Origin of the sequence: Pseudoxanthomonas gei, from assembly GCF_010119615.1 — a bacterium.
Taxonomy (GTDB): domain Bacteria; phylum Pseudomonadota; class Gammaproteobacteria; order Xanthomonadales; family Xanthomonadaceae; genus Pseudoxanthomonas_A; species Pseudoxanthomonas_A gei.
Window position 1 is genome coordinate 149,973 of sequence record NZ_QOVG01000002.1, and the last position, 22,531, is coordinate 172,503.

The following is a 22,531-nucleotide window of genomic DNA, read 5'->3' on the forward strand; positions in this document are numbered from 1 at the left end:
ATGCCAGCGAGAAAAATAAACAGGCGAGTCAATCTGCAGGACCGGGACCTACGGCACATGTACTTCGGCCAGCAGGCAGATGAAGCTGCGTTAGGATTACATGGCATCGCTGCGGCCACACGCAAAAAATTGCGCCCGGAGGCGCAAAGAGGTGAGCCATGCTGCAGGCGGAGAGAGATCGCCTGCGGCTCTACAGCGGGATCTTGTGACCTGACTTTATCCAAGGCCGGCAGCCTGCGTTATCCGCATTGCCAACGCGCGCTATGCAGTCCTTGTCCTCACCATTGCCGCATCGTGCGCAACAGGTGTTGTTTCCAACAGGACCGGAGCACTACTCCCACATGCTGAATCCGCGCGCTTATCCGTTCCACCAGGAATCCGACCGCTTGAAGGTCGGCGACTGCATCGTCGACATACCCAGTCGCGAAATGGTCGGGCCCGCGCATGCCGAGCCCTCGCGCATCACCGTCAAGGCCTTGCACGTGCTGCTGGCACTGGTGGGACAGCACGGCAAGGTGGTCAGTCGCGAAGCGCTGCTGGAATGGGTATGGCCCGACACCCTGCCGACCGACGACGTGCTGACCCAGGCCATCGGCCAGTTGCGCAAGGCCTTCGCCGATGATCGCGAGTCGCCGCGTTACCTGGAGACTATTTCCAAGGGCGGCTATCGGCTGATCGCGCCGGTGGAATGGCTGCCCGATGAGGCCTCACCCGGTCTGGCCGCCGGCACTGCCACGGCGCCGCCGGCCACGCTTGAAGCAGATGCGGAGGCAAGCGCAAGCGCGGCTCCCGCTGCCGCTGCGGTCCCGGTTGCAGGCAGCGGGCGCGCGCCCGCTGCCGGGGCGAGGCGCATGGCGTGGGGTGCGGCGCTGGCGATCGCCTCTCTGGTGGCGGCGTTCGCGTTCTGGCGCATGGGTGCGGTCACGACGGCTGCACCGGTGGCGCCCGTTCCTACGGCCGCGCTGGCGCCGGCGAACCGGTTGGCGTTCGTCACCATCACTTCCAAACCCGGCCGCGAGGCCAATCCGAACCTGTCGCCCGATGGAGCGATGGTTGCCTACGAACAGATGGATGCAAAAGGCTACGGCGTCATCATGCTGCAGGCCACGCTGCACGTGCCCGGCCGCCCCTTGACCCAGCCACCCGTCGGCTACAGTGATTCCATGCCGGTGTGGTCACACGACGGGCGCCGCCTTGCATTCGTCCGCTACAACCCGGACAGCCGCTGCGAAGTCATGGTCATTGCCGCCAGTGGCGGCGATGAGCGCAAGATCGCCGACTGTTTTTCCGGCAGCGCCTCCACCTATGACTGGACCCCGGACGACTCGGGCCTGCTGATGGGCGTGACCACCAAGCCGGCGAGCGAAAAGAGCAGTCCGTTGCGCCTGCTCGACCTGGCCAGCGGGCAGTGGCGGACGCTCGACTACGCCATCGCCGAGGGTGACATCGACATCGACCCGCGCTATTCGCCCGATGGCCGCTGGATCGTGTTCCGCCGCAGCATTTCGCTGTCGGACCTGTGGAAGATGCCGGCCGCCGGCGGCAAGCCGCAGCGCCTGACCAACGTCAAGGGCGACATCCGCGGATGGGACTTCATGCCCGATGGCCGCGCCATCATCTTCAGTTACATCGGCAACGAGGTCGGCCTGTTCCGCTACGACATGGCCACGGGCAAGGTCACGCCGTTGCCTGCCGACGAGATACTTGTTTCCCCTGACATCGCCCGGGCGTCGCCATCGATGGTGTTCACCGTCGACCAGTCCACCTCGGGGATATTCCGCTACACCTTGCCCACCTCGCCTGCCGGCAAGGTGGGCAAGCAGCGCGTGTTTCCTTCCAGCCGGTCGGACATGCTGCCCGCCGTTTCCCCCGATGGACGCCTGCTGGCCTTCATGTCCGATCGCGGTTCACGCTTCGAGCTGTGGGTCGGTGAGCTGGCCAGGCCGGACAGCGCGCGCCCGATCGAAACGCTGATGCCGGTGCCGCGCCATATCCCGGTCTGGTCGGAGGACGGCACCCGGCTGCTGGTGGTCGGCAACCAGACCGGTCAGCAGGCGCTGTATGAAATCGAAGTGGAAAGCGGCCGCATGCACCTGCTGCCGGTGCCGGCGACCAGCCCCATCTATGCCGCCTACACAGACCGTCCCGACCGCATCATCGTCGGTTCCGACAGCGGCAACGGACGCCTGCGCGCGGTGCTGTACGACCGTTCGCAGACTCCGTGGCACGAACTCGCGTCGCTGCCGGACGTGGCCCTGCTGCGTTTCAACGCGGCCACGCGCAAGGTGTACTTCAGCCGCGTGATCAAGCCCGGCACTTGGCAGGCCGACACCAGCCTGCAGTCGGTGCAGGTCCTGGACGCGGATCGCCCGCATTCGCCCAAGGAGTACAAGCGCTGGGACGTGGGCACCGACGGCGCCTATTTCATGGAGTGGACCGAAGACTGCCCGGTAGGCTGGATCAGGATGGGTGCCCCCGCCGGGCAGTCCCCGCTGTGCCTGGACAGCGGCACCGAAGCGTGGGCACTGGGGCCCAGCCTGGAGCGCTCGGGCCGATCGGTCTTCATCACCATGGACCTTTCAAACAACGCGGACATCGGCTGGGCCGACCTGTCCCCAGATCCGGCCGCTGTGCCGATTGCGCAGTCGCCCAAGCAGTAACCCGCGCTAGGCGCGCAACGGGTTGAAACCGGCAGGTTTTTTTTGCAGGGCAAAGATATCGGAAAAATTTCGGAGCCATTTCCTGAGATTCGGACCGGTTTGGGCCAAACCAGTCGCCAAACCCACAGCAGGAATCGGCCATGAAGATGCAAACCGCGTGGATGGATCGCAACCAGTTGCTGGAAGCAGGCGTCGATTTCCAGCATCCGGACCTGGTCAACGTGGTGGCGGCCAGCCGCACCGGCAGCATCGCGGTGGTGGCGCCGCTGGTGTCGTTCTGGCTGGTGGTGCGCGGCACTGCGGACCTGGATGCGCGCGAGGGCCGCTTCAACCTGCGGGTGGGCGAGTGGGTGGTGCTTGAACCGGACTCCCGCCCCGCCGTCTATGCCGGCCGTGGCAGCCTGGTCCTGGGTGTGGTCATGGCGCAGGCGGCACGCACCCGGATCCGCCAGTTCACCCATCTGGACCTGCACACCGGGCGCGGCGCCATGGACCGGCACGAAGTGCGTGAATGCGTGGGCCTGTGGCGCCGGACCGGGGTGTTCGCCCGCAGCGGCCGCCTGCATCCCAGTGACGAGGCCACGCCGCTGGTGCCGCTGCTGCGCGAGCTCTGCAACGCGCAATACGAGTTCGGCCGCCTGATCGATCACTGCCCCGGGCGTTCGATGCGACGCAAGAGCCAGGTGTTCGACCGCATGCAGCGTGCGCGCCTGTTCCTGGAAGGCAACGTCGACCGCAACGTCCGCCTGGCCGAGCTGGCCGAGCTGAGCAACGTGTCGACCTGGTACTTCACCAAGATATTCCATGCGCTGTATGGCGAGGGACCGCAGGCGATGGCGGCTCGGTTGCGGCTGGGCCATGCGGCGCGGCTGCTTGCCGAAACCACCTTGTCTGTCAGCGAGATCGGCGCGGTGTGCGGGTTCGAGAACAACTGCAGTTTTTCCCGTGCTTTCCGCGAACGCCATGGCGTGCCGCCCTCCGTCTACCGGATGAATACCGCCTATGCAGGGACAGATTCTGCAAAGCCACGCGGCAGCGAGCGCAAAGCAGCGGGGGCATTGGGTCCGTAACTTCGTGGGGCGTTAACACACTCGTAACGAACACGGAGAGAGACCCAGATGAGCAAGCGTAAATTGCGGCGTTCCGCGCTGCCGGCCTGCATCGCCCTGGTCCTGCTCGCGCCGCTGGCGCAGGCGCAGGACGCCGAGACCGATGCCACCACCCTGGACCGCATCGAGGTGACCGGATCCAACATCCCGCGCAGCCAGGTGGAGACCGCCTCGCCGGTCCAGGTGATCAACCGCGAGGAGATCGACCGCACCGGCAAGGCCACCCTCGCCGAGTACCTGCAGACACTGACCAGCGATGGCGCCGGTTCCATTCCCAAGACCTTCGGCAACGGCTTTGCCGGCGGTGGCGCGGGCATATCGTTGCGCGGGTTGGGCGCGGCCTCCACGCTGGTGCTGTTGAACGGCCGGCGCCTGGCGCCCTACGGGCTGGCGGACGACGGGCAGAAGGTATTCACCGACCTCAGCGTGATCCCGATGGATGCGGTGGAACGTGTGGAAGTGCTGCGTGACGGCGCCTCGGCCATCTACGGTTCTGACGCGATTGCCGGCGTGGTCAACATCATCCTGCGCCGCGATTTCAATGGCGTCACCGGCAAGGCCTCGTACGGCACCTCGGGTGACAGCGATGGCAATGCGCGCAAGGCCTCGTTCACCGCGGGCACCGGCAACCTGTCCGAGGATGGCTTCAACGCCTTCTTCAGCATCGATGTCGGCAAGACCGACGAGATCCTGGTCAGCGAGCGCCGCAACCGCAAGTGGATAGGCACCGGCGACATCCGGCCGTGGGGCTACAGCATCGAAGGCAGCCAGTTCCTGACCGGTTTCATCACTCCGGGCGTCATCGATCCCGATACCGGCGAGCTGCTGGCCGGCAACGCCACCAGTTCGCCCGCCGGCAGCGTGCGCGGCGCCGACGGCCAGTATGTGTCGTTGCCCGGCTGCGCGACGTTCTCCGATGTAACCCCGCAGGATCCCAACGGTGGCTGCCTGTGGGAGGCCGGTCGTTTCCGCAGCCTGTCGCCCAGCGAGAAGTACGGCAACTTCTTCGCCCGCGCCACCTTCTCGCTTTCCGACAATTTCGAGCTGTATTCGGAGGTCGGTTATTCGAAGAAGGAAAACGTCTTCCACAACACGCCCTCCGGCGTGTCGGGCGCGTGGGGCTACCCCGGCGGCCCGGTCAACGCCAGCAGTGGCGGCGGCGCCACCGTGCTGGGCGCCGCCCATCCGGACAACCCGCTGGGTGTCGCCGCGCGCCTGCGCTATTCGGCCTTCGACGTGGGTCCGCGCACCACCTACAACACCAATGAATTCCGGCGCTTCGTGATCGGGCTCAAGGGTGTGTGGGGCGAGTGGGACATCGATACCGCCTTCCTGCATTCGTCCACCGTGCTGGTCAACAAGCGCACCGGCTTCCTGCGCTACAGCGCAGTGCGCACGGCGCTCAGCGATCCCAACAGCCCGGTCGGCTACTGGCGCATCGGTGACGATGCGGGGCTGAATTCGCAGGAGCTGTACGACTTCATTTCGCCGGAGATCCAGGCCAACGCTTCCAGCGGACTCAACATCCTGGACTTCAAGGCCTCGCGTTCGCTGATGGACCTGTCCGGCGGCCCGCTGGGACTGGCATTGGGGGCGGAATTCCGCCGCCAGAGCACCAAGCTCTCGCCACAGACCTATACCGATGTGGGTGACATCATCGGGCTGGGCTATTCGGCCTACAGCGGCGTGCAGAAGGTCGCCGTGGCGTATGCCGAAATCGCCGCACCGGTGACCCCGACCCTGGAGCTTTCCGCCGCCTTCCGCGTGGACAAGTACCAGGGTGGCGACACCGCGACCACGCCCAAGGTCGGCTTGAAATGGAACCCCGCCGACTGGATCGCCTTGCGGGCCACCTATGCCGAAGGCTTCCGCGCGCCCAATCCCGCCGAGGCAGGCGATGGCGGCCTGGCCGCCTTCAGTACCGCCGAAGACCCCGTGCGTTGCCCCGGCGGCACGGCGGCACCGGGCGCAACCGACGCCGACTGCGCCGCGCCCATCGCCATCATCACCTCGCCCAACCCGGACCTGTCGCCCGAGGAATCCAAGAGCTATTCGGTGGGCCTGGTGCTCGATCCGACCCCGTCCACGACGCTCACCCTGGATGCCTTCCGCATCAAGCGCACCAACGAAATCAGCCCGGGCAACACCGACCTGGCGATCGCCGCAGGCGACGTCGTGCGCGCCGACAACGACCTGCCCGGCGTGCCCAACAGCGGAACCCTGCTCGCGGTCAGCGTGGACTATGTCAACGCCAATTCCACCACCGTGGATGGGCTGGACCTGGACGTGCGCCAGAAGTTCGAGTTGGGGCGCTACGGCAAACTGGGGATGGACCTGCAATGGACGCACATCCGTTCGTTCGAGCGCATCGAGCCGGACGGTACCCGCTTCGAATACGCAGGCACCCATGGCAACTGCGATGTGACCAACTGCGTGGGCACGCCGAAGAACCGCATCAACTTCGGCACCACCTGGGAGGTCGGCAACTTCAGCATGAGCGGCATCGTCAACTACATCAGCGCCTTCGACAACCGCGCCTCGGAAGGGGACACCTGTGCCAATTCCTTCGCCGACGGCACCGATGCCCCGCGCGGTTGCCGCATCCCGTCGTTCTATTCGATCGACCTGTCCGCGCGCTGGCAGGCGACGAAGGCGTTCCAGCTGTTCGGCTCGGTGCAGAACGTGACCGACCGCGTCGCGCCGCTGGATCCGCTGACCTACGGCTCGATCAACTACAACCCGCTGCACTTCAGCGGGGCGATTGGTCGTTACTTCACGGTGGGAGCGAAGTTCAGCTTCAATTGAGCGGCGCGCAAGCACCCGGCCCCGGCAGCCCCGGGGCCTGGGCGCGTCCGGCCCGCCACCCGGCTGGCGTTTTTACGCCTTTTTTTGACTCCGGGGCGTCACCTAACCACACTTGCAAGCCTGACATCAGCGCCAGGCCCGCAATGAAACTGCAAGTTCCCTTCATCCAGCTCCCCATCCTGTTCGATGCCCCGGCCATGGCCGCGGAGATCGCCGCGATCGACCCGGCGGCCTGGAGGGGACGCACCCAACGGGACGACGGCAACAGCGCGCTGACCCTGATCACTGCCGGCGGCGACCCGGACAATGACGAACTGGCCGGCGCAATGCGGCCCACCCGCTGGCTGCAGCAGTGCCCGTACGTGATGCAGGCGCTGGAGGCACTGGGCGCGACCTGGGGCAGGGCCCGCCTGATGCGGCTGTCGGGACAGGCGGAAGTGAAGCCGCACGTGGACATCAACTATTACTGGCGCGAACGCATGCGCGTGCACGTGCCCATCGTCACTACGCCGTCGGTGCGCTTCCAGTGTGGCGAAGGCGAGATAAACATGGCCGAAGGCGAATGCTGGATCTTCGACACCTGGCGTCGGCACCGGGTGGTCAACGCCGGCAACGATACGCGCATCCACCTGGTCGCCGACACCGTGGGCGGCGCCCGCTTCTGGGACCTGCTGAGCGCCGGCCGCCCGCCCGACGCGCGTGGGCCGGACTGGAAGCCGGTTCGCATCGATGCGGGCGCGACGGCGACACCGGCGCTGGATTTCGAAACCGTCAACGCCCCGGTCGTGATGACGCCGTGGGAAGTCCGCGAACACCTGGTGTTCCTGCTGGGCGAGGTGGTGCCGCACCCGCAGCTGCCTGCCCTGCAGGTTGCGCTGCTGGCGTTCGCACGCCGCTGGCATGCGCTGTGGTCGTGTTACGGCGAACGTCGCGAAGGGTGGCCGCGCTATCGCGAACTGCTGGTGGCCACGCGGGCCGAACTGGTGGCGCTGGGCATCGACGAAGTGGGGCTGCGCAACGAAACAGGCCTGATGCAGACGTTGTGCTCGTACGTGCTGGACATGGCCCTGGCCGACGGCGATACGCGGGGCGAGGAAGCGAAGCTGGATCGCCATGGAGCGCCGCCGCCGCACGTGGGTGCGGTGACGGTCGGCTGAGCGCGGCGCGGGGCGTTTCGAGCGCTCCGGCCGGAATGATCAGAACTTGGGCTTTTCCACGCTGTTTTCGTGGCGGGTCATCGACTCGCGCAGGATCTGCTTGGCTTCAGTGGCATCGCCCCAGCCGTCCAGCTTGACCCACTTGTCTTTCTCCAGGTCCTTGTAGTGCTCGAAGAAGTGGCCGATGCGCTCGAGCCAATGCGGAGACACCTGGCCGATGTCCTGGATGTGGGCGTAGCCGTTGAAGACCTTGGTCACCGGCACGGCCAGGATTTTTTCGTCGCTGCCGGCTTCGTCGGTCATGCGCAGCACGCCGACCGGACGGCAGCGGATCACCGCGCCGGGGATCAGCGACAGCGGCAGCACCACCAGCACGTCGGCCGGGTCGCCATCGCCACACAGGGTGTGCGGCACGTAACCGTAGTTGCAGGGGTAGCGCATGGGGGTGGAGAGGATGCGGTCGACGAAGATCGCGCCGCTTTCCTTGTCCACTTCGTATTTCACCGGCTCCGAGTCCTTCGGGATCTCGATGATGACGTTGATCTCGTCGGGCGGGTTCTTGCCGGCGGAAACGTGGTCCAGGCCCATGCCTTTGCTCCAACTTGCGAATACGGGGGTGCGCATTCTACCCGCTTGCCTGTTGCGCCGCAGCAGCAGAACCTCCTCCCTTGCCCGCGCAGCGGGTAGGAGAGGATTGAGGAGGGGTGTCCTTGGGCGCTGAGTCTGCAGGACACGGTACTGGAACAAGGATCAAAAGCACCCCTCCTCAATCCTCCCCTGCTGTGCAAGGGAGGGGGCTAAAAAAAGGCGGCCAAGGCCGCCTTTTCAGTTCTGTCGTCCAGACCCGCGCCTTATTCGAGGCGGATCTCCACCCGACGCGCTTCGGCCGGATTACCGCCGCCGGTGGTCAACGTCGGCTTGTCCAGCATGATGCGCGCGGCATCGATGCCGCTGGCGACCAGCAGCGCCTGCACCTGCTGGGCACGCTCGCGGGCCAGCTCCTCGTTGTCGGCCGGATCGCCGCTGGCATCGTGGAAGCCGGAAACCCGCGCTGTCAGGCCCATGTCGTTCTGCATGCTGGCCACGATCGGCGCCAGTGCGGCGTCGACGCCGGTGGGCACGCTGGCACCAGTGTCGAAGTAGAGCCTGGCCAGCTGGCCGGGATGGTCAGCCGTTGCAGTGATCGCGGCCGGGGTGTGCATGCCCGCGCCGGTCTCGTTGCCACCCAGCCAGCCATTGGCCGGCAGCACAGGCACCAGCAGCAGGGCCACGATGTTGATGATCTTGATCAACGGGTTGATGGCCGGGCCGGCGGTGTCCTTGTACGGATCACCGACGGTGTCGCCGGTGACCGCGGCCTTGTGCGCTTCGGAACCCTTGCCACCGTGGTGGCCGTCCTCGATGTACTTCTTGGCGTTGTCCCAGGCACCGCCGCCCGTGGTCATTGAAATGGCCACGAACAGGCCGGTGACAATGGTGCCGATCAGCAATCCGCCCAGCGCCTGCGGGCCCAGCAGCATGCCCACGATCACCGGCACGGCGACCGGCAGCAGCGAGGGCACGATCATTTCCTTGATCGCCGACTTGGTCAGCAGGTCGACCGCCTTGCTGTAGTCGGGCTTGCCGGTGCCTTCCATGATGCCGGGGATGTCACGGAACTGGCGACGCACTTCCTCCACCACCGAACCGGCCGCGCGACCCACCGCCTCCATGGCCATGGCGCCGAACAGGAACGGAATCAGTCCGCCGATCAGCAGGCCGATGATGACCATGTGGTTGGACAGGTCGAAGGTGGTGGCGGTGTAGTCCAATCCCGCTGCCGCCGCCTTGGCTGCGCCCAGGGTGTCCAGGTTGTGGGTGTAGTCGGCGAACAGCACCAGGGCGGCCAGCGCGGCCGAGCCGATCGCATAGCCCTTGGTCACCGCCTTGGTGGTGTTGCCCACCGCATCCAGCGGATCGGTGATGTTGCGGATCTCCGGCGGCAGTTCGGCCATCTCGGCGATGCCGCCGGCGTTGTCGGTGATCGGGCCGTAGGCATCCAGGGCCACGATCATGCCGGCCATCGACAGCATGGCAGTGGCGGCGATGGCGATGCCGTACAGGCCACCCAGTGCATGCGCGCCCCAGATCGCTACGCACACCACCAGCACCGGCAGCGCGGTGGACTTCATGGAGATGCCTAGGCCGGCGATGATGTTGGTGCCGTGGCCGGTGGTCGAAGCGGCGGCGATGTGCTGCACCGGCTTGTACTGGGTGCCGGTGTAGTACTCGGTGATCCACACGATCAGCCCGGTCAGCACCAGGCCTATGATCGCGCAGCCATACAGGTTCATCGCACCGTAGGCGTTGTCGGCCATCAGTTCGGTGGTGACCGGATAGAACGCAACGGCCGACAGCACCGCCGACACGATCACGCCCTTGTACAGCGCCCCCATGATCGAGCCGCCCTCTTTAACCTTGACGAAGAACGCACCGATGATCGAGGCGATGATCGACACACCGCCCAGCACCAGCGGATACAGCACCGCATTGCGGCCCACCTGTTCCATCATCAGGCCACCCAGCAGCATGGTGGCGATGATGGTGACCGCATAGGTTTCGAACAGGTCGGCAGCCATGCCCGCGCAGTCGCCGACGTTGTCACCGACGTTGTCGGCGATCACGGCGGGGTTGCGGGGGTCATCCTCGGGAATGCCGGCTTCCACCTTGCCCACCAGGTCGGCGCCGACGTCGGCGCCCTTGGTGAAGATGCCGCCGCCCAGGCGGGCGAAGATCGAGATCAGCGAGGAACCGAAGGCCAGGCCCACCAGTGCATGCAGCGCAGGTTCGCCGGTGATGCCCATGCGGCCCAGCACCAGCCAGTAGCCGGCCACGCCCAGCAGGCCCAGGCCCACCACCAGCATGCCGGTGATGGCGCCACCACGGAAGGCCACATCCATGGCCGCGCCGATGCCCTTGCGCGCGGCTTCGGCCGTACGCACGTTGGCGCGCACCGACACGTTCATGCCGATGTAGCCGGCCGCGCCGGACAGCACCGCGCCGATCAGGAAGCCGATGGCCGTGGGCCAGCTGAGGAAGAATCCGACCAGCACGAACAGCACCGCGCCGGCGATGGCGATGGTGGTGTATTGCCGGTTGAGGTAGGCGCTGGCGCCTTCCTGGATCGCCGCTGCGATCTCCTGCATGCGGGCGTTGCCGGCAGGTTGCCTGAGGATCCAGCGTGCGGAAATGATGCCGTAGAGAATCGCGACAGCGGCGCAGACCAGCGCCAACGACAAGCCCCAATGTTCCAGAAATCCAGGTTGTTCCAGCATGACCCCTCCCAAGGTTGTGGATGTCATCCAGCGGACCGCATGGGAACGAGCAACGCAACAACCGGGCAAGTCACTGGAAAACAGGCAGCGGACTTGGCGACCCCCGATGATCGGAGGCCCGTGTCGCGGTGTGTTCAGCAATCCCTGGAGCCACCCGAGTATGCCCGCATGGCATGGCAGCCGCCAGCCGCCGGGCGGGGTTCAGTCGGGCCGTGGCAGCCTGCGGCCCTGGCTAGTACCGGAGAACCCCATGCGCCTGACCCCGTTGTTGTTGCTGAGCTGTCTTGTCCCGATGTCCACTGCCGTGTTCGCTGCGGCCCCCGCACCGGAGATCCAACGCCCTGTCGGCACGCCGCAAGCCATAGGCGCGGTGCACACGCTGCGCGCGATTCCCGAAGCCTGCGCGCGGCTTGAAGGCGTTTTCACCGGCGAGGCCGCCACGCCCTACAAATACACCGCGGTGCGCACCGACCCGCAATGCCAGCCTCGCGCTCGCTTCGTCGACTACGCCAAGGCGCAGCCCTCGGAAGCCAAAGGCTGGAAATTGAACGACGTCATCCGCGTGCCGGCCGCGGCCTGCCCGAAGCAGCAGGCGGTGGTGCGCGTATGGCGCAAGCCCGCGGACAACAAACCCGTGCTGGACGGGCAAGGCAGCGCGCGCGTGTACCTGGAAGATGCGAAGAAGGATGCGGCGGCCGGCAAGCCGCTTCCCGCAGTCACACTGTATGCGGCGGAGATGAAGGTGGAAGGCAAAGGCTGTGCGGGCTGATCACCCGTAATGAAGAAAGGCCGCTTGCGCGGCCTTTCTTTTATGTTCCAGCCGGATGATTACTGCTTGATCGGCTTGGCGGGCTTGAGCTTGCTCGACATGCCGTCAAACACGGCCTGGTCCGACGGTGACAGGTTCGGTCGGCCCGCCATGAAGCCCATGGTGATGCTGCCGATCACGTAGTAGGTCTCGCCGGCTTCGACTTCCAGATTGAGGATGTCCTTGGCTTCGGAATGCACGGTGTATTCGTGCGCGCCCGGATCGGCCACGTGCACGAAGTAGGTACCGCTGCTCAGTTTGCCCAGCTCGGTTTCGCCTTCGCGCACCTTGTAGTTGATGGCGGCGCCGGCGAATTTCTTCTCGCGGAAAAACACGATCTGGCCCTTGCCGGCGGGCGCTGCACCGATTGCACCAGCGGGTGCGGCAGCAACGGCAGTGGCCGTGGCTTCGGCTCCAGGCGCAGCGACCGTGGCCTCTGCCGCGACGGATGCTTCTCCGGCATTGGCGAAAAACGGGCAGACCAGGATCAGGGACAGCAAAGAACGGTGCAGCGTCGAACGCATGGTTATTCCTTTGGTGGTTGGGTGGTTTCGGTAGGTTGCGGTGTTGCATTTTCAGAGGAGCGAGAAGCCGGGTCGCCTGCTTGCGATGGCGACACGCCTGGAATTGCGGAATTCACGGCGACGGCTTTCGCCAGGTCTACCGGATGCAGATCGATGTCCTGCGCAATCTTTGCCTGGGCCAGGGTGCCCGACGGGATTTCGATCTCCTGCCCGTGGATGAAAAGCGCGAAAGCTCCCACGACCATGGAAGTCGCCAGCGCGGCTGCGCTTTTGTCCTTGCCGCTGCCGCCCACCCTCAAGCCACGCAAGCCAATCTGCTGCCCCTGGTAGTCCAGGTAGCGCGCGGCAATCAGCAGCTCCCCGGGCTTGCCGCCTCCGCGGGACTTTTCTGCATGGATCACCTCGCCCACGCCTTCGGCGCCGGCGGCGACTAGGATGCGGTCATCGATCATCAAAGGGCCGGCCAGGCGCAGCCTGAATTTATCGCCGCGCTTCAGCAGTGACGAATTCAGTGGGTCCTGGATCTCCAGGATGACCGGTGTTCCGTCGACGAGGCGGCAGCATGCAGATGCTGCGCTGGGTTCTGCGATTGCGGATTGTGCAACAGGCGCGGCGGCCGACGGACCGGCTTCCTGCGCAATACAGATGGCCGACGAAGCCATCGCCAACGCGATGCCTGCAAGTTTCAGCATTGGATCCCCATCCCATGCAATTCCCCGGTGCGCAAACTAACCCAATCGCGTGACCGTGCCAATAGAGCGAAACCGGCAGACTGCGCTCGACACGCAGTGCGTTGGCGTGCATGTGAGCCTTCGCTGCATGTCTTATGATGGCCGCGCGCCGGTATTGCCGCCGGCTACCTGCCGGAGTCGCCCGCCATGCCGCATGACACCGAACGCGTTGCCGACGATCACAGTGAGCAGGAGGTGTGGGCCGGTGCGCCCTCGCAATGGCAGAACCTGGGCTGGTGGCTGGCTTGCCTGCTGGTCCTGCCGATTCCATTTGCCTTGTGGCAATGGCTGGTGGTCCGCAATACGCGCTATGTGCTCACCGACCAGCGACTGAAATCAAGCCGCGGCGTATTCAACCGCGTCACCGATGACCTGGAGCTCTACCGCATCAAGGACACACGCTTCGAACAGAGCGTGTGGCAGCGCCTGGTCGGCGTCGGCGACATCGAACTCAACACCTCCGACACCACCACGCCACTGGTCCGGTTGAAGAATATCCAGCACGCCGACAGCGTGCGCGACACGCTGCGTGGCCTCGTCGAAAAACGCCGCGATGCCAAGCGGGTGCGTGAGCTTGATGTGGGGCATGAGGCGATTTGAGTCGGCGCCCGACCACGAAGGCAATCATGCTGCTGCAAGACCACGCCGCGCCCCATTTTTTGTAGGAGCGACGCAAGTCGCGAAGCTGGGAAACCAGGGCCCCGGACCGCGACGGCAATCATTCGACCCGCGCTTCGCGACTCGCGTCGCTCCTGCAGGAGCACCAGTTGCCTGGCGTTGTGCCAGTCCAGTCGCCGCAATCAACCTTCCCAGTCGGCCAGCTTCTTCTTCACCGCGACATTCTTCAGCGTCACGTAGTTGGGAAGGCCGTCGCGACCGTAGGGCGGGTAGGCTTCGCCGCGGATCAGCGGTTCCAGGTAGGTGCGGGCGGCGGCGGTGATGCCGTAGCCGTCCTTGCGCAGGAAGCTGTTCGGCATCTTCTTCTCGTGGTTGGCGACCTTGCTCAGCGGCGCGGCCTCGATCCTCCACTTGTACGGCGCATTGGAGGTGCGCACGATCACCGGCATCACCGCGTTCTGTCCCTTCAGTGCGAACTGCACGGCGGCCTTGCCTGCGGCCTGCGCCTGCTCCCAGTCGCTCTTGCTGGCCAGGTGGCGCGCCGAACGCTGCAGGTAATCGGGCAGGGTCCAGTGCACCTTCATGCCGAGTTCGTTCTTGACCCGGCCGGCCAGGTACGACGCCACGCCGCCCAGCTGGGTGTGGCCGAAGGAATCCTTGCCGCCGCCGGCATCGGCGACGAAGCGGCCATCGGCGTACTGGATGCCCTCGCTGGCCACCACTACGCACCAGCCCACCTTTGCGACGACCTTCTTGACCTGGGCCAGGAAGGCGGCTTCGTCGTAGGCGCGTTCGGGGAACAGGATGATCTGCGGCGCCTCATCCGGGTTCTTGCCGGCCAGGCCCGCGGCCGCGGCCAGCCAGCCGGCGTGGCGACCCATGGCTTCGTAGACGAACACCTTGGTCGAGGTCTCGGCCATGGCCGCCACGTCCAGCGCCGCTTCGCGCACCGACACGGCGGTGTACTTGGCCGCCGAACCGAAGCCGGGGCAGGTGTCGGTCACCGCCAGGTCGTTGTCCACGGTCTTGGGCACGCCGATGCAGGTCAGCGGGTAGTCGTAGGCCTTGGCCAGCTGCGAGACCTTGAGGGCGGTGTCGGCCGAATCGTTGCCGCCGTTGTAGAGGAACCAGCGAACGTCGTGGGCCTTGAACACTTCCAGCAGCCGCTCGTATTTGGCGCTGTCCACTTCCAGCGACTTGAGCTTGTAGCGGCACGATCCGAAGGCGCCACCGGGCGTGTGCGCCAGTGCGCGGATGGCCGCAGCCGACTCCTTGCTGGTGTCGATCAGGTCTTCGCGCAGGGCGCCCAGGATGCCGTTGCGGGCGGCCAGGACCTTGACCTTGCGGGCCCGGGCCTCGGTGATGACGGCCGAAGCCGAGGCATTGATGACGGCGGTGACGCCGCCCGATTGTGCGTAGAGGAGGGTGCCTGCAACCATGGTCGGGTTCGTTCCGGATTGGTGGGATGCGGTAAGCTTGGGCCATAGCGCGGGTCCGCGCTGGCGCGGGCGAAGTCTAGCGCCGCCGCCCGGCCACCGGATATTTTTTGCTTTGGGAGTCAGGCAATGCGATTGGTTCTACTGGGCCCGCCCGGGTCGGGCAAGGGCACGCAGGCGGCGCGCCTGAAGGAGTACCTGCAGGTCCCACATGTTTCCACCGGCGACTTGCTACGCGCTGAAGTCGCCGCCGGCAGCCCGCTGGGCGTGCAGGCCAAGGAAGTGATGGCGCGCGGCGATTTCGTCAGCGACGAGATCCTGCTGGGGATGCTGGAGGACCGCCTGGCGCGCACCGATACCGCCAATGGCTTCATCCTGGACGGCTACCCGCGCAACCAGGTCCAGGCCGATGCGCTGGCCACGCTGCTGAAGAAGATCGGCCAACCGATGGACTATGCGGTGCAGCTGGAAGTGCCGACCGACCTTCTGGTGGACCGCATCGCCGGTCGCGCCGCCGAAGAAGGGCGCGCTGACGACACCCCCGAGGTGGTCCGCAACCGCCTGGACAAATACACCAGCCAGACCGCGCCGGTGATCGACTATTACCGCCAGCAGGGCCAGTTGACCGTGGTCGACGGCGTCGGTTCGCTGGACGAGGTGTTCAGCCGCATCATCGAAGCGCTGTCGCCGGCCAAAGAAGTCGGCTGAGCGCACCGGTCCACGATGTCGAAACCTCGTAGCGCCGGGCTTGCCCGGCTGCTCCTGATTTCCTGGAAAATGCAGGCGGGCAAGCCTGGCTCTACAAGGCGTTGGCGCCTTCGGAAAATCCGGGGCGCCGCACGCGAGCAAAAGCGCCTGCGACAGGCGACAATTGCGCCATGAGCAAACTCCATATCCTCGGCATCGCCGGCACCTTCATGGGCGGCGTGGCCGCATTGGCACGCGAACTGGGACACGCGGTGGAAGGCAGCGACCAGGCCATCTATCCGCCCATGTCCACGCAGCTGGAAACCCTGGGCATTCCGTTCTCGCAGGGTTACCTGGCCGGGAACATTTCCGACGATTGCGACGAGGTCGTGGTCGGCAACGCGCTCTCGCGCGGCAACCCTGCGGTGGAAGCGGTGCTGGACCAGGGCCGCAAGTACACCTCTGGCGCGCAATGGCTGGCCGAGAACGTGCTGCCCGGCCGGGACACCATCGCAGTGGCCGGCACCCACGGCAAGACCACCACGACCACCATCCTGGCCTACCTGCTGGAAGCGGCCGGCCGCAATCCAGGTTTCCTGATTGGCGGTGTGGCCGAGGATTTCGGCGTGTCCGCCCGTATCGGCGGGCTGCCCCCACACCCCAGGGGTGCTTCCTTCGGGGCGTCCGGTGCTACGCACCACCTTCCCCCGCAAGCAAGGGAAGGGAATCTGTCGCAGCCTGCGGCAGCGGGCTTTCCTTTCGTCGTGGAAGCCGATGAGTACGACACTGCCTTCTTCGACAAGCGCAGCAAGTTCGTGCACTACCGGCCGCTGGTGGCGATCCTCAACAACCTGGAATACGACCACGCCGATATCTTCCCCGACATCGCCGCGATCCAGCGCCAGTTCCACCACCTGGTGCGCACGGTGCCGCAACGCGGCCGGCTGATCGTCAATGGCCAGGATGCGCGGCTGGCCGAGGTGCTGGCGATGGGTTGCTGGACGCCGGTGGAACGCTTCGGGCTGCAGGATGAAAGCGCCGATGCGCCGCTGGATTGGAGCGCGCGCCTGCTCAACGGGGATGGCAGCGCATTTGCGGTGCTTCATCACGGCAACGAAATCGGCGCCGTGCGCTGGCCGATGCTGGGCCGCCACAACGTGCTCAACGGCCTGGCCGCACTGGCCGCCGCGCATGCGGTCGGCGTCGATATCGCCGCTGTGATTCCCGCGCTGGCGGACTTCCGCAGCGTCAAGCGTCGCCTTGAGGTCATCGGCCAGGCCAACGGCATCACCATCTACGACGACTTCGCCCACCACCCGACCGCCATCCAGACCACGCTGCAGGGGCTACGCGCGAAGGTCGGTTCGGCGCGCATCGTCGTGGCCATGGAACCGCGCAGCAATTCCATGCGCCTGGGCGCGCATGCCGATGCCTTGGCACCGTCGCTGGATGGCGCCGACGCGGTGGTGTTCCTGCACCGCCCCGAATTGGCCTGGGATGCGGGCAGCGTGGTGGCGGCGATACGCGGCCAGGCCCATGCGGTGGCCGATGCCGATGCGCTGATCGCAATGCTGAAAACCATCGCTGGCGCCGGCGACCATGTGGTGTTCATGTCCAATGGTGGTTTCGACGGCGCGCCGCGTCGTTTCCTCGCGGCGCTGGATGGTTGAGGACAGCGGTCGCATGCCTGCCAGGGAATCGCTGCCGTTGTTTCCATTGCACACCGTGCTGTTGCCCGGCGCCTCATTGGACTTGCGGGTGTTCGAGCGCCGCTACCTGGACATGGTGCGCGATTGTGGGCGCAGCGGGCGTGGCTTCGGCGTCTGCATGATCCTGGAAGGTGGCGAGGCCGGCGCGCCCGCCGTGCCCGCGGCGTTTGGCACCGAAGCGTTGATCGAGGACTTCGGCACCGACGGCGGCGGGCTGCTGACCCTGCAGGTGCGCGGCAACCGGCGCTTCCATGTCAGCCGCACGCGGGTGCGCGACAACGGCTTGATCATGGCCGACGTGGAGTGGCGTGAAGCCGACCTTGACGACTCGCTGAGGCCCGAACATGCGTTGCTGGCCACCGTACTGCAGCACTTCCTGGAAAAGGCAGGCGGCGAACACAGCAAGGTCAGCAATGCGCGCTTCGATGACGTGGCCTGGGTGGGCTGGCGCCTGGCCGAATTCCTGCCGCTGGAGGATGCGCAGCGCCTGCGGATACTGCAGGAAGACGATCCGCATGCGCGGCTGGACCAGTTGCTGCGGATGATGCCCTGACGATTTCGCGGCGGGTGGCGGTGGCGGCGGCGAGCCGGATTTTTGAAAAGCGGGTACGAATCGCTGCCCGGCTTCAGGGCGACTCCGGGCCTGGATGATCGGTGCGCAAACGCAACACCGGCAGCTGCGATTCGGTATGCAGTTCGGTGCGATGCGGCAACGCGCCGATGTCGTTCGACAGCGCATCCAGCGATGAGCCCGCCTCGCGCAGCGGACGCCACATGCCCACGAATTCGAAGGCGCGCTGGTGCTGCAGGGTCTGCGCGCTGCCTATCCACAGCGGCAGGTCACCAGGCTGCAACCGGGTGGGCACGGCCCACAGTCGCAGCGCAAGCATTTCCCCGGGCCTGGCGCCGTCGCGCAGCATCAGCAGGCTTTCGGCGCGTGTGTCCAGGGTGGCAGGCAGGACGGGTTGTTTCCGGTCGGGCACGTCGTTGTCGAGCAGGTTCAGCGCCTGCTGCCAGCCGGCCTGTTCCTGCACGCGCCAGCCCGCCGATTGCAGCTGCGCGCGCAAAGGTGCCAGCGGGCCGGCCACCTGCACGTCCAGGGGCCAGCGCTGTTCGTCATCGAACTCGTTGCGTCGTGACGGCTGCCGTTGCCAGTCGTGCTGCCACCAGGTTTCCATCGCGACCGGCTGATGGATCTGCACCACCTCGAACTGCGCCAGCAGCGGCGCGATGCTGCGTGGCGCATGCCACAGCGCAGCCGCGGCGAAGCTGCCGTAGAACAGCCACGCCAGCGGCTTCATCCACAGCGAGCGCACCGTGCGCCTGCGGTAGGCGGTGCCCAGCACTAGCAGCCAGAAGATGCCGAACAGCATGCCGCCGATGACATCGCTCAGCCAGTGCGCGCCCAGGTAGATGCGGGCGAAGCCGATCAGCGCGACCACGATGCCCGAGACCAGGTACGGCCAGATGCGGCGGCGGCCCGGCAGTTCGCGTGCGATCAGCACGGCGAAGAAGCCGAAGGTGATGGTGGCCATGGTGATGGTAATGGAAGGAAAGCTGAAACCGCCGGCCACCGCCGGCGGCCGCGGGAAGTCCACCGAGAGGCCCAGCCACGCCGTCAGCGCCAGGCCGAAGGCCAGCGCGGCCAGCCAATGCGCGGCGGCCATCCAGCGCTTGCGCCAGGCCAGGTAGACCAGCACCAGCGCAGCGGCAGGCGTCAGCACCTGCGCATCGCCCAGCGAAGCCAGCGCGGCCATCGGATAGTCGGCCAGCGGGGTGCGCAGGGCCTGCATCGCCTCATGGATGGCCAGGTCCAGCCCCAGCGGTTCGCCGTGGCCCAGCACCAGTGCCAGGAACGCGAACCAGATCCAGCCGAACGCCAGCAGCATCACCGCCAACAGCGCCAGCGATACCGATTCGCGCCGTTGCGGGTCGAAGATGGCGATGGAATAGCGGCCCAGGATCGGGTGCTCGTGCGACCACGCCAGCGCGCGCGCGAGCAGCGAATCGGCATGCGCCGCGAACCAGCGGTAGGTGTACAGCACCACCGCCCAGGCCAGGGCCAGCACCGCCAGCAGCAGGGTCAGCACCAGCGCCAGTCTTCCGGCCACCGCGGCCACCGCGTCGTAGGCCTCGCCGAGGATCCAGCCGGGAGCCAGGAACAGCACCGCCCAGCTCACCGCGGCCAGTGAGCTGGCGGGAAGGTAGCGGCGCCACGGCATCTTCAGCATGCCGGCGATGGCCGGCACGAACGGGCGTATGGGACCGACGTAACGCGCGATGAGGATGCTCTTGAGCGCGTTGCGGCGGAACATGCTTTCGCCGCGATCCAGCAACTGCGGATACTTGCGGAACGGCCAGTGGTTGCGCAGTTGCGGGCCCCAGCGGCGACCGACCTGGAAGCTGATGGCATCGCCGAGGAAGGCGCCCAGTGCGGCGCATACCAGCGCATACGGACCCGACAGCTCACCCAGCCCGATCAGCATGCCCACCGCGAACAGCAGCGGCAGCGCGGGGACGATGGCTCCCAGCACGATCACCGCATCGCAGAAGGCGATGGCGAAGATGACCCCGCCTGCGGCCACGGGATGCGCAGTGATCCAGGCCAGCAGGCTGTCGAACCAGGAAGGATTCATTGCGCCGATTATAAGGGGCATGTCATAGCGGGCATGCCATGGAGGCCATCCCGCGCAGCGCGCCCGGGCGCCGCGGCAGGCATGCGTTTAAACTGTCGACATGAATCGCGTTGTCAGCAAGCCCGAGCCCGCCGTTGAAGTAGAAGCCCTGAAGGCCGACAGTTTCGGCCGCATTGCCCTGATGCGCGATGCCGGCGGCCTGTTCGTACGCCGCGATCTTTCCGCATCGCCCTGGTGGCTGCGCTTTCCCGCCTGGCGCCTGGCACGGCGCGAAGCAATGGCGCTGCGGCACCTGGTCGGCCAGGCGCAGACGCCGCAGTTGCTGAACTGGGACGGCACCCACCTGGATCGCAGCTTCCTCGACGGCGTGGCCATGTACAAGAATCCGCCACGCGGCGACCTGGCCTACTTCCGCGCTGCGCGCCAGTTGCTGCAACAGGTGCATCGGCGTGGCATCGCCCACAACGACCTGGCCAAGGAAGCCAACTGGCTGGTGCGCGCCGACGGCAGCCCGGCGCTGATCGATTTCCAGCTGGCGGTGCGCGGCAATCCACGTTCGCCCTGGATGCGCCTGCTCGCCCGAGAAGACCTGCGCCACCTGCTCAAGCACAAGCGCATGTATTGCCGCGACCGCCTGACCCCGGTCGAATGGCGCCTGCTCAAACGCACCTCGTGGATGCGCGACCTGTGGTTCCGCACCGGCAAGCCCGTCTACCGCTTCGTGACGCGCAAGGTCCTGAAGTGGGAAGACAATGAGGGGCAGGGGCCGAAGCCCTGAGAGCGGTGAAGTGGGGTAGACAGTAAATAGCAAATAGTAAATTCGGCCGCGTTGCGGCCTGCCAATGCCGGTTTGTGCGCACCGTTCCTGCCCCAACGTTTGCAACGCCGCAGGCGCGACTTCACCCTTTGCCATTCACCTTTCGCCATTCACCTTTGCCCCTTCACCTTTCCCCCTTCACCCTCCACCGCATGGAGCCGCAATGAGCAGCCTCGCAGGCAAGACCCTCTTCATCACCGGTGCCTCGCGCGGCATCGGCCTGGCCATTGCGCTGCGCGCCGCGCGCGATGGCGCCAACGTGGCGATTGCCGCCAAGTCCTCGGTACCCAACCCCAAGCTGGCGGGCACCATCCACACCGCCGCCGAAGCAGTGAACGCGGCCGGCGGCCGCGGTCTGGCGCTCAAGTGCGACATACGCGAAGAAGACGACGTCAGGGCGGCAGTCGCCGCCACGGTGGATGTTTTCGGCGGCATCGACATCCTGGTCAACAACGCCAGCGCGATCTGGTTGCGCGGCGCGCTGGACACACCGATGAAGCGCTTCGACCTGATGAGCCAGGTCAACTCGCGCGGCAGTTTCCTCTGTGCGCAGGCTTGCCTGCCGCATCTGCTGGAAGCCGCCAACCCGCACATCCTGACGCTGGCGCCACCGCCCTCGCTGGATTCCAAATGGTGGGCGCCGCACACCGGCTACACCTTGGCCAAGATGGGCATGAGCTTTGTCACCCTGGGCCTGGCCGCGGAATTCGGGCCGCAGGGTGTGGCGGTCAATGCGTTGTGGCCGCGCACGCTGATTGCGACCGAAGCGCTGAACATGATTCCCGGCGTGGAAGCCGCCAATGGCCGCAAGCCGGAGATCATGGCCGACGCGGCGCATGCGGTGCTGGTGCGCGAGGCCCGCGGTTTCTCCGGCCACTTCCTGATTGACGACGAAGTGCTGGCCGAAGCCGGCATCACCGATCTTTCCGGCTATGCGATCGATCCGTCCAAGCCGCTGTATCCGGATCTTTTCCTCGACTGAAACCCCCACACCCACCCGTCGGAGCCCCCGCCACGATGAAATACCTGCACGCCATGATCCGCGTCCATGACCTGGATGCCACCAGCAGATTCTTCACCGAAGGACTCGGCCTGACCGAGACCCATCGCATTGAAAACGAAGCCGGCCGCTTCACCCTGGTCTATTTCGGCGCGCCGGAGAACCCGGAAGCGGAAGTGGAGTTGACTTACAACTGGCCCGAAGACGGCTCGCCCGCCGAGGACTACGGCAGCGCCCGCAATTTCGGCCACCTGGCTTTCGAGGTCGACGACATCTACGCCACCTGCGCGCATCTGCAATCGCAGGGCATCACCATCAACCGGCCGCCGCGTGACGGGCGCATGGCCTTCGTGCGTTCGCCGGACCTGATTTCCATCGAGCTGCTGCAGAAGGGCGGCCGCCTGCCGCCGCAGGAACCATGGCTGTCGATGCCCAACACCGGCGTCTGGTAAAACCATCTGGCAGGTCCGGGCTTGCCCGGATGTTCCGCAAGTCCCCTAGTCGCAGATCCAGCCGCAGA

Annotated in this window: 18 protein-coding genes and 1 pseudogene; 12 read left to right on the plus strand and 7 right to left on the minus strand. The window is 66.1% G+C overall.

Annotation, left to right across the window (positions count from 1 at the left end; translation table 11 throughout):
- Positions 1 to 341 precede the first annotated feature (341 nt).
- The 4 genes from DT603_RS03650 (at position 342) to DT603_RS03665 (ending at position 7,731) form a co-directional block, all read left to right on the plus strand.
- Positions 342 to 2,660: a winged helix-turn-helix domain-containing protein gene (locus DT603_RS03650; protein ID WP_162348499.1), complete on the plus strand. Its 2,319-nt coding sequence runs from the start codon at positions 342 to 344 to the stop codon at positions 2,658 to 2,660.
- 140 nt (positions 2,661 to 2,800) lie between these two features.
- Entirely contained in the window at positions 2,801 to 3,730 is a 930-nt protein-coding gene (locus DT603_RS03655; RefSeq protein WP_162348500.1) for a helix-turn-helix domain-containing protein, read from the plus strand.
- A 48-nt stretch (positions 3,731 to 3,778) separates the two neighbouring features.
- The gene (locus DT603_RS03660) at positions 3,779 to 6,574 is read left to right on the plus strand and encodes a TonB-dependent receptor (protein WP_162348501.1); all 2,796 of its coding nucleotides are present in this window, start codon (positions 3,779 to 3,781) and stop codon (positions 6,572 to 6,574) included.
- A gap of 143 nt (positions 6,575 to 6,717) precedes the next feature.
- Positions 6,718 to 7,731, plus strand: a complete 1,014-nt coding sequence (locus tag DT603_RS03665; protein WP_162348502.1) for an aspartyl/asparaginyl beta-hydroxylase domain-containing protein — start codon at positions 6,718 to 6,720, stop codon at positions 7,729 to 7,731.
- 39 nt (positions 7,732 to 7,770) lie between these two features.
- On the opposite strand, the gene ppa is transcribed toward DT603_RS03665, so the two are convergent.
- From ppa to DT603_RS03675, 3 genes and pseudogenes are all read right to left on the minus strand, one after another.
- Positions 7,771 to 8,319 carry an inorganic diphosphatase gene (gene ppa, locus DT603_RS03670; RefSeq protein WP_162348503.1) on the minus strand — a complete coding sequence of 183 codons (549 nt, stop codon included), beginning with the start codon at positions 8,317 to 8,319 and terminating at the stop codon, positions 7,771 to 7,773.
- A gap of 263 nt (positions 8,320 to 8,582) precedes the next feature.
- Positions 8,583 to 8,933, minus strand: a complete 351-nt coding sequence (locus DT603_RS16190; RefSeq protein WP_281350894.1) for an OmpA family protein — start codon at positions 8,931 to 8,933, stop codon at positions 8,583 to 8,585.
- Positions 8,934 to 8,975: 42 nt separating this feature from the next.
- A pseudogene (locus tag DT603_RS03675) lies at positions 8,976 to 11,045 on the minus strand (sodium-translocating pyrophosphatase); the annotation flags it as partial.
- 250 nt (positions 11,046 to 11,295) lie between these two features.
- Here DT603_RS03675 and DT603_RS03680 point away from each other — a divergent pair.
- Positions 11,296 to 11,814 (plus strand): hypothetical protein, encoded by a 519-nt coding sequence (locus DT603_RS03680; protein ID WP_162348505.1) that lies wholly within the window; start codon positions 11,296 to 11,298, stop codon positions 11,812 to 11,814.
- A gap of 59 nt (positions 11,815 to 11,873) precedes the next feature.
- Here the strand turns inward: DT603_RS03680 and DT603_RS03685 are convergent, their stop codons facing one another.
- Together DT603_RS03685 and DT603_RS03690 are read right to left on the minus strand one after the other, a co-directional pair.
- Entirely contained in the window at positions 11,874 to 12,377 is a 504-nt protein-coding gene (locus DT603_RS03685; protein ID WP_162348506.1) for a DUF2846 domain-containing protein, read from the minus strand.
- Positions 12,378 to 12,379: 2 nt separating this feature from the next.
- Complete coding sequence (locus tag DT603_RS03690) at positions 12,380 to 13,069, minus strand: hypothetical protein (protein WP_162348507.1); 690 nt, start codon at positions 13,067 to 13,069, stop codon at positions 12,380 to 12,382.
- Positions 13,070 to 13,255: 186 nt separating this feature from the next.
- On the opposite strand from DT603_RS03690, the gene DT603_RS03695 reads away from it, so the two are divergent.
- Positions 13,256 to 13,708, plus strand: a complete 453-nt coding sequence (locus DT603_RS03695) for a PH domain-containing protein (RefSeq protein WP_162348508.1) — start codon at positions 13,256 to 13,258, stop codon at positions 13,706 to 13,708.
- Between the two features lie 200 nt (positions 13,709 to 13,908).
- On the opposite strand, the gene DT603_RS03700 is transcribed toward DT603_RS03695, so the two are convergent.
- Positions 13,909 to 15,165 carry a 6-phosphofructokinase gene (locus DT603_RS03700; protein ID WP_162348509.1) on the minus strand — a complete coding sequence of 419 codons (1,257 nt, stop codon included), beginning with the start codon at positions 15,163 to 15,165 and terminating at the stop codon, positions 13,909 to 13,911.
- A 126-nt stretch (positions 15,166 to 15,291) separates the two neighbouring features.
- Between DT603_RS03700 and DT603_RS03705 the strand changes: the two genes are divergently transcribed.
- The 3 genes from DT603_RS03705 to DT603_RS03715 all read left to right on the plus strand — a co-directional run bounded on the left by DT603_RS03705 (position 15,292) and on the right by DT603_RS03715 (position 18,111).
- The gene (locus DT603_RS03705; protein WP_162348510.1) at positions 15,292 to 15,870 is read left to right on the plus strand and encodes an adenylate kinase; all 579 of its coding nucleotides are present in this window, start codon (positions 15,292 to 15,294) and stop codon (positions 15,868 to 15,870) included.
- A gap of 170 nt (positions 15,871 to 16,040) precedes the next feature.
- Positions 16,041 to 17,519, plus strand: coding sequence for a UDP-N-acetylmuramate:L-alanyl-gamma-D-glutamyl-meso-diaminopimelate ligase (gene mpl / locus DT603_RS03710; protein ID WP_162348511.1), 1,479 nt, complete (start codon positions 16,041 to 16,043; stop codon positions 17,517 to 17,519).
- A gap of 13 nt (positions 17,520 to 17,532) precedes the next feature.
- A complete protein-coding gene (locus DT603_RS03715; protein WP_162348512.1) occupies positions 17,533 to 18,111 on the plus strand; it encodes an LON peptidase substrate-binding domain-containing protein in 579 nt (192 codons plus the stop codon).
- 73 nt (positions 18,112 to 18,184) lie between these two features.
- Here the strand turns inward: DT603_RS03715 and DT603_RS03720 are convergent, their stop codons facing one another.
- The gene (locus tag DT603_RS03720) at positions 18,185 to 20,194 is read right to left on the minus strand and encodes a bifunctional DedA family/phosphatase PAP2 family protein (protein WP_162348513.1); all 2,010 of its coding nucleotides are present in this window, start codon (positions 20,192 to 20,194) and stop codon (positions 18,185 to 18,187) included.
- Between the two features lie 100 nt (positions 20,195 to 20,294).
- Here DT603_RS03720 and DT603_RS03725 point away from each other — a divergent pair, with 100 nt between their 5' ends.
- From DT603_RS03725 to DT603_RS03735, 3 genes are all read left to right on the plus strand, one after another.
- Entirely contained in the window at positions 20,295 to 20,972 is a 678-nt protein-coding gene (locus DT603_RS03725) for a protein kinase family protein (RefSeq protein ID WP_162348514.1), read from the plus strand.
- 202 nt (positions 20,973 to 21,174) lie between these two features.
- Positions 21,175 to 21,993 carry an SDR family oxidoreductase gene (locus tag DT603_RS03730; RefSeq protein ID WP_162348515.1) on the plus strand — a complete coding sequence of 273 codons (819 nt, stop codon included), beginning with the start codon at positions 21,175 to 21,177 and terminating at the stop codon, positions 21,991 to 21,993.
- Between the two features lie 35 nt (positions 21,994 to 22,028).
- Positions 22,029 to 22,463 carry a VOC family protein gene (locus tag DT603_RS03735; RefSeq protein ID WP_162348516.1) on the plus strand — a complete coding sequence of 145 codons (435 nt, stop codon included), beginning with the start codon at positions 22,029 to 22,031 and terminating at the stop codon, positions 22,461 to 22,463.
- Positions 22,464 to 22,531 lie beyond the last annotated feature (68 nt).